This window comes from Thermosipho atlanticus DSM 15807, from assembly GCF_900129985.1.
GTDB classification, from domain to species: Bacteria; Thermotogota; Thermotogae; order Thermotogales; family Fervidobacteriaceae; genus Thermosipho_A; species Thermosipho_A atlanticus.
In genome coordinates, this window is record NZ_FQXN01000001.1 from 21016 (window position 1) to 35005 (window position 13990).

The following is a 13990-nucleotide window of genomic DNA, read 5'->3' on the forward strand; positions in this document are numbered from 1 at the left end:
GTTTTTGTATATGGATGGACAAGTGTCCATCCTTTTTTATACTGTGTAAAAAAAGGAGGGATGTATATGAAAAAGTTTTGGATATCTTTAGTATTAGTCGTAATTGTGATTGTTGTAGTGATTGTAAGTATTCCAAAGGAACAAGTATTATACATCTACAACTGGGAAGAATATATTCCAGATGAAGTGATTAAAGCATTTGAAGAGGAATATAATTGTAAAGTTGTATATGATTCTTTTGCATCTAATGAAGAGATGTATGCGAAAATCAAAGCAGGTGGCAGTGGATATGATATAGTGTTTCCCTCAGGTGATCACGTGTCAATAATGAAGAAGGAGGGAATGCTTTTAAAGCTTGATCTGTCTAAAATTCCTAATTTCAAGTATTTGGACGAAACAGTTTTGAGTAAAACAACGTATGATCCGAATCATGAATATAGTGTTCCGTACATGTTGGGGTCAACAGGTATAACTGTTAATAAAAAATATGTACAAGATTACAAACGTTCGTGGTCTATTTTTGAAGACGAGAGACTGAAAGGGCATATGACTTTACTTGACGATATGAGAGAGGTATTAGGTGCTGCTTTGAAATATTTGGGATACTCTGTTAATTCAACTAATCCTAAAGAGATTGAAGAAGCGAAACAACTAGTCTTAAAGTGGAAAAAGAATATAGTTAAATTTGATGCTTCTTCTTATGCAAATGGAATTGTTAATGGGGAATATTGGGTAGTTCATGGATATGCTGAAGACATTTTTCAAAGAATTCCTGAAGGTGAGGAAAAATACTATGACTTTTTTATTCCTGAAGAGGGCGGAACCTTATGGATTGACAATATGGTGATTTTGAAAAACGCTAAACACGTTGATTTAGCTTATAAATTTATTAATTTCATTCTTGAGCCTCATAACGCAGCGAAAATTGCAGATTTTCTTGGTTTACCGTCTCCAAATGTTGAGGCAAGAAAATATATTAAAGAAGAACCGATATATACAATCGAAGAATTAAAAAATTGTGAGTTTATTGAAGATATAGGGGAATATATTGAATTGTATAACAAAGCATGGCAAGAAATAATTATGTGAGGAGTTTAAGATGATAGGAAGTAAGGTGACTGTAAAAAAAGTAAGTAAATTTTTTGGAAGTTTTCAAGCATTAAAAGATGTTAATTTAGAAATCCAAAAGGGAGAATTTTTCTCCCTTTTGGGGCCTTCTGGTTGTGGCAAAACAACTTTACTTAGAATAATTGCAGGACTTGAAAAACCAGATACTGGTGATGTATTTTTTGATGAGGTATCAGTTATTAATATTCCACCGCACAAGAGAAAAGTAAATACTATTTTTCAAAATTACGCATTATTTCCACATTTAAGTGTTTTCGAAAATGTTGCATTTTCTTTGAGATTGAAAAAAGTCTCAGAATCAGAAATTAAAGAGAGAGTTGAAAAGCTATTGAATCTGGTTAGGCTTGAAGAACATGCAAGTAAAAAGCCATCTCAACTATCCGGAGGACAAATGCAAAGAGTGGCAATAGCTAGAGCTCTTGCAAATGAGCCGAATGTTTTACTTTTAGATGAACCAGTTAGTGCATTAGATGCCAAACTGAGGCAAGAGTTACTTGTTGAACTTGATAATTTGCACGATAAAGTAGGGATAACTTTTATATATGTTACTCATGATCAAGCAGAAGCAATTAGTGTTTCTGATCATGTTGCTGTAATGAATAAAGGAGAGATTGTTCAAATTGGTACTCCGTACGAAATATATGAAAGTCCATCAAATCAATTTGTAGCGTCGTTTATAGGAGAAACAAATTTAATGAAAGCAAAGGTTATTGATGTGCAAGAAGAATTTGTAAGGGTAGAAGCTCAAGGAATTGGAGAATTTGAGTGTTATAAAGATAAAAAGGTAGAAAAAGGTGACAAATTATTAATAACCTTGCGTCCAGAAAAAATTAGAATTTCGAGTAAACCTCTAAAGGGAGCTAATAGTTTTCATGGAATAGTTGAGGAAGAAATATATATGGGATACCAAACAAAATATTTTGTTAAATTAGATGAAGGTTACATTATGAAGATATATAAACAGCACGTAAAGTATCTTTTGGATGAATCGATAATCCATTGGAATGACGAAGTATACATAACCTGGGATCCAAATGACAGTTTTATTGTTGAGGTGAGCAAAAATTGAAGCTTGTATCTGGATATGCATTTTGGTTGATAATCTTTTTTATAATACCTTTGTTAATAATTTTAAGTTATAGTTTTTTAGAAAAGACACCTTATGGAGGTGTTTATTTTAGATTTTCTTTAGAAGGTTATAAATCGTTTTTTACTGTTAGTTATTTAAAAATTCTTTGGCGTACAATTTGGATTTCTTTAATCTCTACAATTGTTACTATTTTATTGGCGCTTCCAACGGCTTATTATATTTCAAAAAGTAAGTTTAAAAATTTATTACTGCTTCTTGTGGTGATCCCATTTTGGACTAATTCTTTGATAAGAATTTATGCCTGGATCTTTGTATTAGGAAACAATGGACTTGTAAATCAATTACTAAGGGCAATAGGGCTTGTAGATGGATATATACAATTTTTATATAACCCATTTGCAGTAATTTTAGTTATAGTATATGCCTATTTACCTTATGCAATAATACCGCTATATGCTTCTATTGAAAGACTAGATAACTCTATTCTTGAAGCTGCGTTAGACTTGGGGTGTAATAAAAGAAAAGCTTTCTTTAAGGTGTTAATTCCAAATATAAAGTCTGGTTTAATTACTTCAATAATTTTTGTGTTTATTCCTGCAATGGGCTCATATGCTATTCCTGATTTAGTTGGAGGAATAAATTCTAAAATGATTGGAAATGAGATAGCTAGGCAACTTACAACCGCCAAAAACTGGCCAGCTGCGGCTGCAATTTCTTCAGTACTTACGTTTATAACTTTAATTGGGGTTATAGTATTTGTAAGAAAAAGTCAGAAGGAAGTGTTACAGTGAATTCTGGTAAATTTGTGCAAACTATATCATTTTTAGTATTCATATTTTTCTATATTCCTATAGCTATAGTTATCTTTTTTTCATTTAATGCTTCCAAATCTCCTGTTTGGACAGGATTTAGTCTCATGTGGTATAAAGAATTATTCTTTGATTCATATACTATATGGAAAGCTTTTTGGAATTCAATGATCGTTGCAATTTCTTCAAGTTTTATAGCGACAGTTTTAGGAACTTTGGGAGCTATAGGGCTTTATTGGGGAAAATTTAAGGGAAAAGAGACAATCTGGATTATTTCTTATTTGCCATTAATTATCCCAGATATAATTATTGGTGTTTCTCTTTTAATATTTTTTGTTTTTATCAAACTTAGACTTAGCTTGTTAACCATCTTTATTGCTCATGTTACCTTTTCTATTCCATATGTTTTGATGATAGTATATTCGAGACTTCAAGATTTCGAATACAGTATTGTTGAAGCAGCATATGATTTAGGAGCAACCGAAAATGTTGCACTTTTTAAAGTTATTATTCCAATATCTTTTCCTGGGATCTTGGCGGCATTTTTTATGTCTCTGACGCTTTCTATTGATGATTTTGTCATAACATTTTTTGTTGCAGGGCCTGGTTCGACAACACTTCCATTGAAAATTTATTCAATGATAAGATTTGGAATTTCTCCCTCAATAAATGCAATTTCTACTCTTATGTTGATTGGAACAATTACTTTAAGTGTCATTCTAAAAAAATATTTAAAGTACATTTTTTAACCTAAAAAAATCCAAGTGAATATCTCCAAATCTTTTAGTAACTAATAATTCAAGGCTATCGGGAATGCTCAATTTTTCTTTTTTTGAATGTTCAACTATTATAATTCCATCTTTTGTTACAATGTTGGAGATGTTTACTAAGAGGTTATTTACAATTCCCAGTTCAAATGGAGGATCTGTAAAGACGATTTCATACCTATTTTTTGAAGTTCTTAGGAAAATTCTTGCGTCTTTTTTGAAAATCTTTATTCTTTTTTCAACTCCTAGGATTCTTGAATTAGCAGCAATGGTTTTAACCGCTTTGCTTGATATTTCAACAAAGTGAACGTACTTTGCACCGTTACTTAAAAACTCAAAACCAACTATACCACTTCCTGCACATAAATCGAGTACAGTTTTATTATTTAAGTTAAGTATATTTACTAAAGCCATTCTTACTTTACCGGGGGTATACCTTGTTCTTTTATCAGGAACCATTTCTAGTCTTTTCCTTTTAAAACTACCTGTTTCTATAACTAGCATGTTCCACCTCAAAATAGGGTTATATAGTCCGTAAACTTTTTCAAATTTTGTTTTTACGTAGTTTATAAAATAGTTTGGATTTAATGTTTCATCTTTTAATAAATCTTGTGGGCCATAAATTGATTATTCTCAATTTTGTAGGTAAAATCTTTTATTTCTTTTAACATTGCATAATAAATTTGTGCGGCATATAAATTACCAAGCATATAAGAAAGAAAAAATCCCAAAGAACTATGAGTCCAAAGGATATCCTGTAGTACTTCTCACTGTAGGTTTTGGGTGTAATCCTAAAATATTTTTTCGTTTTTTCATTCCAAATTTGGGGAAGTTCTAAGACCTTAATCATATCGTTTATTAAACCCTACTATAATATATAAGTTGTAAGTTACTTTATCAGCTTTTGTGCATGTTAGCGTCTTTTTAACTATGTTTATATTTTTCCAAAGTTCTTTATTATTTCTACAGTATTTTTTGGGCATGCAAGTTCTTGATCCCAACAAAGTAAAGCAATAGTGCTTTCAAACTTTGAAATTTTTCTCAAGTGGTTTTTAAGTTTTTTTAGATTTATGTCCATAAACGTTTTAACCCTTTAAGTTAGTTCCTTTTCCATTTCGGATTGAATCAGAAAAGGTTTAAATCCTAAGTTTTTTAAAGATTTAAATAATTCATCGTCTTCTGGAACAGCTGAAATTAGAATATTTTTACATTTTGTTGTATTAGTTAAATATTGTACAGAAGCTTTTGTAATTTTATTCCAATCATCTTTTGTTCCAATATCTATAATGTAAACATTTTCATTGTCTGATTTTCCCCAGACAAGATATCCTTCACTTTCATCGGTAATTATTTTTTCAAAGTTATACCTTCCATCCGACAAAAGAAGGGAAATAGGTTCTCTTTGCCAATTTAGTTTTCTACCAGAAAAATAAATTTCTAATGCTTGTGTGTACACCGTTCTAGATTCAACTGAAATATGTTTGTATTTGACTGAAAAACTTTTTGGATTTTCTAGGTTCATGGAATGTAATAATCTTTTTTCTCTAAAGCCATGTTTCTCATAAAACTTAAAAGCCCTTAAGTCATCTTTAACAACTTCAAGTTGAATTTTTTTAATTCCTCGCCATTTTAAATAATTTATCGAATGTTCTAAAATATAACTTGCAGCACCTGTTCCTCTCTCTTCTCTAATAACCCCCATAGCATCTATACGAGCTCTTTCTTTTCTAATGCTTATTACTATAAAGCCAAAAGGTTTGTTATCTTTAAGAAAAATAAAACTATCAGATAGCGAAATCGAATTTTCTCTAGCATCTAATTGGAAACTTACAACATTCCACTTAATTGGTACAGTGTAGTCTTCAAATACCTTATTGAGAAGATTTATGAATTCTATTTGTGAGTATTCATCTAAAGTTAAAATTTTCATAACCATTATATCACCCCTTTCAGGTGATTAAATCAATTATGCTTTTCACAATATTTTCGTCTTTAATACCCAATACGGAAACATTCAACATACCAGTTGCTTTTGATAATTCATCTTTTTTTGAGAATTCAATGTAAGGAACTCGTGAAATTTCACATCTGATTTTTACATCTCTTTTAACTCTTTCTCCAGCATCGGAAGCTATTATAATTACTTTATGTTTTTGTTTAAAATCTTTTATGTATTCTCTGATATTGTCTTTTCCGTAAACTAACTTTTTTGCTTTTGAAGCAAATCCTAATAGAGTTAAAACTTTTTTTTCTGTCATTTTTAACACCTCCTACAGTGTTAACGAATCAACACAGGCGTATGCATTATGTGTGTGAATAGATTCGTAACTTTCTACTTCAACTTTAAACCATTTTATTCTTTTATCTTCCTTTAGTTTCAGCGCAACATCTCTCGCAACATCTTCAACGAATTTTGGATTTTCGTATGCGTTTTCAGTCACATGCTTTTCATCAGGTCTTTTTAAAAGCGTATATAAAGGACTACTTGCTGAATGCTCTGCTATTGCTATTAACTCTTCAAACCAGATTAATTCATATGTTTCAACTTCAATCAGTATTTTTGCTCTTTGGTTATGTGCATTGTACTTGCTAATTTCTTTTGAACAAGGGCATAAAGTTTGTACAGGTACTTCAACAACTAAATAAAAATTATACTTTTTATCATTATCATATGCTTTGAATCCACATTTATATTCAAGAAAACTTTCTATTTTTGTTACAGGAGCTTCTTTTTTCAAAAAATATGGGAAAGAAATTTCTATCTTTGCACTCTGAGCATTTAAAGACTTTTTCAAATCATCCAAAATCTCTTTTATGGTTTTTGGTTCGATTTTAAAATGAAAATTATTCAAGATTTCTACAAATCTGCTCATATGAGTTCCTCTAAAATCTTTTGGTAGATCTACGAACATATTGATATCTGCAACTGTATGCTGAATTTTATTCTTTTTATCAAGAACAATTATTGGATATCTTAGATTTTTAATACCTACATGTTTTAATGGGATATTTCTTAGGTCTTTTTCATTTTGCACATCCTTGAGCATGGTTCCATCCTTTCTGTTTTATATTTGTTTCAAAAAGAATTTCGGAAGCTCTATATTTTCAATTTTTCTGTTTTTGGAATGTAAGATTTTTTCCAGATATTTTTCCGCAGTGCTTTTCCAAGTGTAGTTAGATAAGACTCTTTTAATTCCAATTTCTTTGTAATAAATATAATTGTTAGCAATTTCAAGTATTTTTTTTGAAATATCTTCAATATCATCCGGGTCCACTAATTTGCCGTATACTCCATTGTCTAGAATTTCAACAGGTCCTCCAAATTTTGTGGCCAAAATCGGTAGGCCGCATGCCATTGCTTCAACGATCGCGAGTCCAAAAGGTTCATATTTTGAAGTTAGAGCAAAAATTGAGTGAAATTTCGAAGCGGCTTTATAGAGAGCTGCAAGTTCATGCTGACTTTGAATATTTAAGAAAATAATATTAGAAAGCAAATTTTTGTTTTTTGCAAGTGTAATTATTTTATTCAAAATTTTTGCTTCATCAGTGTTTTTTTGAGAGTATTTATAAACATCGTCTATTCCTCGAACGACTATTATCAAATTAAATTTTTCTTGAAGTCTTTTGTTGCTAACATAACTTTTTACAACAGATATATGGTTTTTTTTCGGATCTATTCTGCTTGATAGGATAATAAAACTTTTATTGAATTTACCTAAAATATTTTCATAATATTTAGATTGTTCATTTTCAACATTATTGAAAATACTTGTATTAACACCTGGTGGAATGACAAAAAACTTTTTAATATTTTGAATGGAAATGTCTTTGTAAGCCGGATGCATATATTGAACTTCTTTTTCTTGTTTTGTACTTGTGACAATCAAAGATGCATATTTTATAGCAGTCCTTTCTGCAGAAATCCTAATTGAAAACCGATATTTTTCTTCAAGGAATTTTTCATCAAAATTCGAAAATTTATCTTTTTTTTGTGCCCCAAGAGAATGAGCTGTAAATGAATAATTAATACCTGTTTTGTATAAAAACATTGTGCCAGAAATTCCTCCATCGCCATAGTGTGTGGTTACAAAGTCAGGAAACTTTTTTTCTTTGCTATAAAAATTGATAATTTGTTTTACATATTCGCCAAGATGGTCCCATAATTTTTCTTTGTTAAGGAATTTATTTCCTCCAAAAGGGACGCGAATTATTCTAAGATTTTCATAACCAGGATAATAATCAAAATTATCAGAAAACTCAGGCCATTTTTCATCAACAATTTTTCTGGTGATTATATCAACTTTAATTCCCAGTTTTGAAATTTCTTTTGCAAGCTCTTTTACATAAATAAGTTGTCCGCCGAAATCTGGATGTTCAGTCAAATGACTATCATTTTTGTCGAAATTTCCTTGGGGATTAAAGAAAGCTAATTTAGTTATTTTCATTTTCTAACTCCTTTATATAGTTTTTTGCTTCTGTTAAGTTAGAAATAGCTCCCACATTTTTTAAAACAATTGAAGAAAGGATACTTCCAAATTTAGCTGCTTTAAATATCGGCCAATTATTTAGAAGTCCAAAGTAAATACCGGCCCAGAAGGCATCACCTGCTCCAGTAGAATCAATAACTTTAGTTGCTTTTGAAGGAATGTGTTCAATTTTTGTTCCATCCGACACGAGGGCACCATCTTTTCCTAAAGTTAATATTACATATTTTATACCAAATTTGTGTAAGAGTTCTATGTAACTTTCTTTTGGAAGAGGGCCAAATATTTCTCTTGCATCATCTAAAGAAGGTTTAATGATGAAGGTGTTTTTAAGGATTTCAAAAATCTTATCGAGGTCAATTTTGTGAGAGCAAAAAATTTTTTGGCGACAATTTGGATCAAAACCAATTTTTACTCCGCAATTTTTAGCTTGTTCTATTAACTTAATTGTTTTAGTAAAATTTTCTTCATGTGTAATTGTCCAACAACTTAAATGTAGAAATTTTGCATTATCAAAATTAATTTTTGGGATTTCGTAAAATTTGTCAGCACCTCTTATAATAAAAAAGTCGGGGGTGCCTTTTGATTTTGATACGAAAACTACGGTTGTGTTATGAAATTCATCAACTTGAATGTGGTCGGTGTTTATGTTATACTTTTTCAAATTCTCCATGATGAATTTTCCAAACGGGTCATTACCTATTCGAGAAATAATTGAGGATCTGATACCTAATTGTGATAAATTTATTGCTATGTTTAAAGGACTTCCACCCATTTTTTTTGTAAAGGATACTGTATCTTTTAAATTTTCTTTTGAGATTAAATCTATTAAAATCTCACCCAAAAATATTATTTTCATTATTTTCACCCCATTTATATTTTACCTTATTTTGTAAAAAATCAAAAAGATTATGTTAAAATAAAAAATGAAAGTAAAATGTGATAAAAGGAGGGGAATTATGCTTAAATTTGCAATTAACAAGCAAGAATTTGCTAAAAAGATTTCTGTTGCTGCACAAGCGGTAGGTTCAAGAACAGTGGACCCAATTCTTCAATGTTTACTTTTTAAACCTGAAAATGGTGCTATAAATATTTATTCGACAGATATGCAAACTTTTGTGGTAGCGAAGCTTCCCGTTAGCGAATTTGATGGTAATGATTTTTTTGCTGTGGATGCCAAGCTTTTAGAAGAAATTGTAAAAAATATTGATGAAGATGAAGTGATTTTCGAATATAATTTTGGAAAACTTAACATACGGAGTGGGAAAACTTCATTTAATATTACCACTTATTCAAATCCAGAAAAGTTTCCTCCTTTAGAATTTGAAAAAGCTGGTATAAGTTTTGAGATTGAAACTTCAATTTTGTCAGAAATGATAGATAAAGTTATCTTTTGTGCTTCAACAGAGAGTGCAATGAGAGCTTTAAATGGAGTGTATTGGGAAATTAAGAATAAATATTTGAGACTTGTGGCTAGTGATGGTTATAGATTGGCTTTAGTAGAACAGATGTTAAATGTTGAAGCTGAAATTGATTTTATAATCTCACTAAAGAGTATGAAAGAATTACAAAATATGCTATCAGGAACTGATGAACCAGTGATTAAAGTTACTTGCGATCACAAAAAAATGTCGGTTACAGCTGGAGATGTTACTGTAATTACTAGAGTTGTAGAAGAAGTTTTCCCGGATTACAGACGAGTTTTACCCAAAGCTTTTAAAACAAGAATTTCATTTAATAAGGATGAATTTTTAGAAGCACTGAAAAGAAATATGATAATTGCTAAAAGAGGTAACGACAAAGTAAAGTTAGAAATAGGAGAAAATGTTATGGTTTTAACTAGTCAAAGTCCAGAATACGGAGAAGTTAGAGAAGAATTAAATATAGAAAAAGAAGGAGAAGATTTAATAATTAACTTTAATCCTAGATTCTTAAATGAGGCTGTAAAAAACATAGATGAAGAAGAAATTGTTTTTAATTTTGTAGATGAATTAAGCCCTATGCAAGTAAATTCAAAAGATATGGAGGGCTATTTATATATTGTTCTTCCTGTTAGAGCATAATGTATGAAAATAAAAAAGGGCTTTCAAAGGAAAATCAAGGTTGCAAAAATTGTATAGTTGAGTCAGATTTGTTTTTAAAAAGATATGGGATGAATCTTTCTGAAGTTAAGGTTACAAGATAAGTTATATAGACAATGATATTGACTATTTATTAGTAGTTTCTGTAAATCTAATCATGAAAATAGATGATGACCAAACAATTTATATGGAGGTACCCAAAGCTTGATCGAAGTAAAAAATTTAGGGAAGAAATTTAAAAATTTTTGGGCTTTAAAAAATCTAAATTTTAAATTGGAAGATGGTGAAGTTTTAGGAGTTGTAGGAAAAAATGGATGTGGCAAAACGACATTATTAAAATTAATTGCAGGAATATTAAAACCAAGTTCTGGTAAGGTAATAACTAACTTAAAGGTAATATCTTATATTCCCGAAAAACCAATTTTAATTCCCGAATTGTCTTTGGAAGATAATCTAAAGTATTTTGCAAGCCTTAGAAAAATTTCTAAAGAAAGAATATACGAAGAAATTAAGTATTTCGAGTTGCAAGTTCATATGAAAAAGAAAACACAGGAACTTTCGAAAGGATTACAACAAAGATTATCAATGATAATAGCTTTATTACCTGATCCTGATATTATCTTAATGGACGAACCCACGAGTGGTTTGGATGCGGAATCAAAGAAACTAATTGTTAATAGAATAAGAAAATTAAGAGAATCGAATAAGACTGTTTTGTATGTAACACACGATGATGAGGAAATAGAAAAAGTGTGTAATAAAGTATTAATTTTAGATGAAGGCGAATTAATGTTTTTTGGTTCGGTGGAGGACTTTTGGAAAAAATATGAGAGATATATTTATGTGATTTTGGAAGGTAACAATGAACCGCTGCTTGTAAAAATAGAGGAATTAAAAAATTTGAGGAATGTAATGCATGTGAGAAGTGTAGGAATAAGAGAGTTCCTTTCTGGAGGTGTAAATCTTGAAATTAATGGGAAAGCTAATTTTATTAAGACCCATGGAGATTGAGGATGCCGAAAAATTTGTGGAATTAATTAATGATGAAGAACTGAGACAATATTTATCTTTGGTTTTGCCAATTAATAAATACGCAGAAGAAAATTGGATAAAGAATAATACAAACAAACTTGATGTTGTTAATTTCTCTATAGAGACATTAGATGGAGTATTAATAGGTGGAACTGGATTGAAAGACATTGATTGGATAAATAGATCTGCAGAGTTTGGTATTGGAATATTTGATAAAAGGTATTGGAATAAAGGTATGGGTACTGAAGCAACAAGATTAATGTTGAAATATTCGTTTGAATATTTAAATTTAAATAGAATATATTTGCGAGCCTATGAATTTAATAAAAGAGCAATAAGAGTTTATGAAAAATGTGGTTTTCTTATAGAGGGTAAAGAAAGACAAGCACGTTATATAAAAGGAAAATATTGGGATGTAATTAGAATGTCTATATTGGCGGATGATTATTGGAGAAATTTTGAATCGCAAGTTTAAAATTGATTATGGGTTTTACAGGATGATGGCCGCTTAGGCGGCTTTTTTTATGTTATAATTTATATAGTAGAGATAGGTGGTGTTAATATGAAAAAGATGGCTACTTTTTTCGAAGAAAAAGGCGAAGGAGTAATATGTAATTTATGTCCTCATAAATGTTTCTTGAAAGATGGGGACCTGGGTATATGTGGCGTGCGTTTTAATGAGAAAGGAATTTTATACACTAAAAATTATGGTGATATTTCTTCCATTGCTATGGACCCAATCGAAAAAAAACCATTGTATCATTTCGATCCTGGTGCTAAAATTCTTTCAGTTGGCACTTGGGGTTGTAATTTTAAATGTAAGTTTTGTCAAAATTGGGAAATTTCACAAGAAAAACCTGCAGTCAAATTGGTTACTCCTGATCAATTGGTTGAGATAGCAATCTCTAGAGGTTCAAAAGGAATTGCGTATACTTATAGTGAGCCTGTAGTTTGGTATGAGTTTGTTTTAGATACAGCAAGAATTGCACACAAAAAAGGCTTATATAATGTTCTAGTAACTAATGGTTATATAGAAAAGGAACCTTTAAAATTGTTATTACAAAATATTGACGCAATGAATATAGATTTAAAAGGATTTAATAGTGAATTTTACAAAAAAGAGTGCTTAGGAGATTACAAACCAGTTATGGATGTCATTGAACTTGCATATAAGCTGGGGGTCCATATAGAAGTAACTACTTTAATTATTCCTGGAAAAAATGACAAAGAAGAAGAACTTATTGAAGAATTTAAGGCATTGTCAAAAATAAGTAAGGATATTCCTTTACATTTATCAAGATATTTTCCCGCTTATAAGTATGAGATTTTTCCTACTTCAATTGAAGAGTTAAAGAAACTGTACTTCTTAGCTAAGGAATTTTTGAATTTCGTGTATATAGGAAATATTTTTGAGTCTGAATATGAAACGACACGATGTCCTGAATGTCATACTCCGGTGATAGTTAGAGAAGGGTATGATATAAAAACTTTCAATTTGACTAAGGAGGGTAAATGTAAAATATGCGGAAAAGAAATCGTCAAGATTTAAATAAATTTAGTAGAATTTCCCTTTTTTCGTTATTGATTTTATTAGGTATTGTTGTGATTGTGATTTTTGTTGCTGTGTTTTTTAGAAATCCCAAGATGTATAGTGACTTTGAGACATTTTCTTTGGGAACTTATGTTCACTTAAAAATATCTACTAAATTAAATCCTGATATAATAGCTAGGGAAATATTTGCTGAATTGGACAGAATTACAAATAAGTTTGACCCATATAAAGAAGGCTCTGTAATTCACAAATTAAATCATAGTAAGGATTGGGTTGAAGTTGATGACGAGACATTTGCTTTAATCGAATTAGCATTAAGATACGCAAAAATAACTGATGGAGCATTTGATCCAAGCTTGGGAAGATTAATTGATTTGTGGGGATTTTCGAAATATACTGAGAAAGTATCTGAGAATGTAGAAAGAGAAGTACCATCTGAATTAGATATAAATGAGGCGTTAAAAAATAGTGGATTTAAAAAGATTCAAATTGATTATAACAAGAAAGCAATTAAAACAAATGGTGTTTGGATTGATCTAGGTGGGCTTGCAAAAGGGTATGCACTGGAAAGAGCCTATCAAATTGCAAAGTCTGCTGATCAGGAATGTACAGGATTTATAGAAGCTGGTGGTGACATTAGAATTTTGGGACCTAAGTTTGGAAAAGATTATTGGATAATTGGTATTAGAAATCCTCGGGGAACAGATAGTATAGATTATATTTATTTAAGAAGTGGAGCAGTTGCTACAAGTGGCGATTATGAAAGATATTTCATTAAAGATGGTATAAGGTATCACCATTTAATTAATCCTAAAACGGGATATCCTGCAGATGGTGCAATTAGTGCAACAGTAATTTCTGATGATGCAATAAGTGCAGATGCTTATTCAACAGCTGCTTTTGTTTTAGGTGTTCAAAATTGGTTATTTGTTAGGACAGTGTTTCCAAAAAATAATGCAGAAGTGTTTTTAGTTGCTCCTGATCAACAAATATTCAAAACAGATGGTTTTTCATTTTATGAACAAATTTATTAAGTAGGAGGTATAT

Annotated in this window: 17 protein-coding genes; 9 read left to right on the top strand and 8 right to left on the bottom strand. The window is 30.3% G+C overall.

Going from position 1 to position 13990, the window contains the following annotated elements; translation table 11 throughout:
• The first annotated feature begins 66 nt into the window (after nucleotides 1–66).
• The 4 genes from BUB65_RS00125 to BUB65_RS00140 are packed head-to-tail and all read left to right on the top strand — an operon-like array spanning nucleotide 67 to nucleotide 3776.
• The gene (locus tag BUB65_RS00125) at nucleotides 67–1089 is read left to right on the top strand and encodes an extracellular solute-binding protein (protein WP_073070807.1); all 1023 of its coding nucleotides are present in this window, start codon (nucleotides 67–69) and stop codon (nucleotides 1087–1089) included.
• 10 nt (nucleotides 1090–1099) lie between these two features.
• Entirely contained in the window at nucleotides 1100–2197 is a 1098-nt protein-coding gene (locus BUB65_RS00130) for an ABC transporter ATP-binding protein (protein WP_073070809.1), read from the top strand.
• Nucleotides 2194–3009 carry an ABC transporter permease gene (locus tag BUB65_RS00135; protein WP_073070811.1) on the top strand — a complete coding sequence of 272 codons (816 nt, stop codon included), beginning with the start codon at nucleotides 2194–2196 and terminating at the stop codon, nucleotides 3007–3009. The genes BUB65_RS00130 and BUB65_RS00135 overlap by 4 nt, the downstream gene beginning before the upstream one ends.
• Nucleotides 3006–3776, top strand: a complete 771-nt coding sequence (locus BUB65_RS00140) for an ABC transporter permease (RefSeq protein ID WP_073070813.1) — start codon at nucleotides 3006–3008, stop codon at nucleotides 3774–3776. The genes BUB65_RS00135 and BUB65_RS00140 overlap by 4 nt, the downstream gene beginning before the upstream one ends.
• Here BUB65_RS00140 and rsmD read toward each other — a convergent pair.
• From rsmD to BUB65_RS00175, 8 genes are all read right to left on the bottom strand, one after another.
• Nucleotides 3759–4310 (bottom strand): 16S rRNA (guanine(966)-N(2))-methyltransferase RsmD, encoded by a 552-nt coding sequence (rsmD, locus tag BUB65_RS00145; RefSeq protein WP_268807465.1) that lies wholly within the window; start codon nucleotides 4308–4310, stop codon nucleotides 3759–3761. The genes BUB65_RS00140 and rsmD overlap by 18 nt on opposite strands.
• A gap of 83 nt (nucleotides 4311–4393) precedes the next feature.
• Nucleotides 4394–4546: a carboxypeptidase M32 gene (locus BUB65_RS08530; protein ID WP_143606629.1), complete on the bottom strand. Its 153-nt coding sequence runs from the start codon at nucleotides 4544–4546 to the stop codon at nucleotides 4394–4396.
• A gap of 182 nt (nucleotides 4547–4728) precedes the next feature.
• Nucleotides 4729–4872 (bottom strand): hypothetical protein, encoded by a 144-nt coding sequence (locus BUB65_RS08340; protein WP_159429125.1) that lies wholly within the window; start codon nucleotides 4870–4872, stop codon nucleotides 4729–4731.
• Nucleotides 4873–4887: 15 nt separating this feature from the next.
• Nucleotides 4888–5730: a GNAT family N-acetyltransferase gene (locus tag BUB65_RS00155; protein ID WP_073070818.1), complete on the bottom strand. Its 843-nt coding sequence runs from the start codon at nucleotides 5728–5730 to the stop codon at nucleotides 4888–4890.
• Nucleotides 5731–5743: 13 nt separating this feature from the next.
• Nucleotides 5744–6052, bottom strand: a complete 309-nt coding sequence (locus tag BUB65_RS00160; protein ID WP_073070820.1) for a L7Ae/L30e/S12e/Gadd45 family ribosomal protein — start codon at nucleotides 6050–6052, stop codon at nucleotides 5744–5746.
• Nucleotides 6053–6064: 12 nt separating this feature from the next.
• Nucleotides 6065–6841: a GTP cyclohydrolase FolE2 gene (gene folE2, locus BUB65_RS00165; RefSeq protein WP_073070823.1), complete on the bottom strand. Its 777-nt coding sequence runs from the start codon at nucleotides 6839–6841 to the stop codon at nucleotides 6065–6067.
• An 18-nt stretch (nucleotides 6842–6859) separates the two neighbouring features.
• Entirely contained in the window at nucleotides 6860–8239 is a 1380-nt protein-coding gene (locus tag BUB65_RS00170) for a glycosyltransferase (RefSeq protein WP_143606613.1), read from the bottom strand.
• Nucleotides 8226–9137, bottom strand: coding sequence for a carbohydrate kinase family protein (locus tag BUB65_RS00175; RefSeq protein WP_073070825.1), 912 nt, complete (start codon nucleotides 9135–9137; stop codon nucleotides 8226–8228). The genes BUB65_RS00170 and BUB65_RS00175 overlap by 14 nt, the downstream gene beginning before the upstream one ends.
• A gap of 100 nt (nucleotides 9138–9237) precedes the next feature.
• On the opposite strand from BUB65_RS00175, the gene dnaN reads away from it, so the two are divergent.
• The 5 genes from dnaN (at nucleotide 9238) to BUB65_RS00200 (ending at nucleotide 13977) form a co-directional block, all read left to right on the top strand.
• Complete coding sequence (gene dnaN / locus BUB65_RS00180) at nucleotides 9238–10341, top strand: DNA polymerase III subunit beta (protein ID WP_073070828.1); 1104 nt, start codon at nucleotides 9238–9240, stop codon at nucleotides 10339–10341.
• A 222-nt stretch (nucleotides 10342–10563) separates the two neighbouring features.
• Nucleotides 10564–11370, top strand: a complete 807-nt coding sequence (locus tag BUB65_RS00185) for an ABC transporter ATP-binding protein (protein ID WP_073070830.1) — start codon at nucleotides 10564–10566, stop codon at nucleotides 11368–11370.
• Nucleotides 11333–11866, top strand: coding sequence for a GNAT family N-acetyltransferase (locus BUB65_RS00190; RefSeq protein ID WP_073071710.1), 534 nt, complete (start codon nucleotides 11333–11335; stop codon nucleotides 11864–11866). The genes BUB65_RS00185 and BUB65_RS00190 overlap by 38 nt, the downstream gene beginning before the upstream one ends.
• 87 nt (nucleotides 11867–11953) lie before the next feature.
• Nucleotides 11954–12940, top strand: coding sequence for an AmmeMemoRadiSam system radical SAM enzyme (gene amrS / locus BUB65_RS00195; protein WP_073070833.1), 987 nt, complete (start codon nucleotides 11954–11956; stop codon nucleotides 12938–12940).
• Nucleotides 12913–13977 carry an FAD:protein FMN transferase gene (locus BUB65_RS00200; RefSeq protein WP_073070835.1) on the top strand — a complete coding sequence of 355 codons (1065 nt, stop codon included), beginning with the start codon at nucleotides 12913–12915 and terminating at the stop codon, nucleotides 13975–13977. Before amrS ends, BUB65_RS00200 begins: the two co-directional genes overlap by 28 nt.
• Nucleotides 13978–13990: the final 13 nt, after the last annotated feature.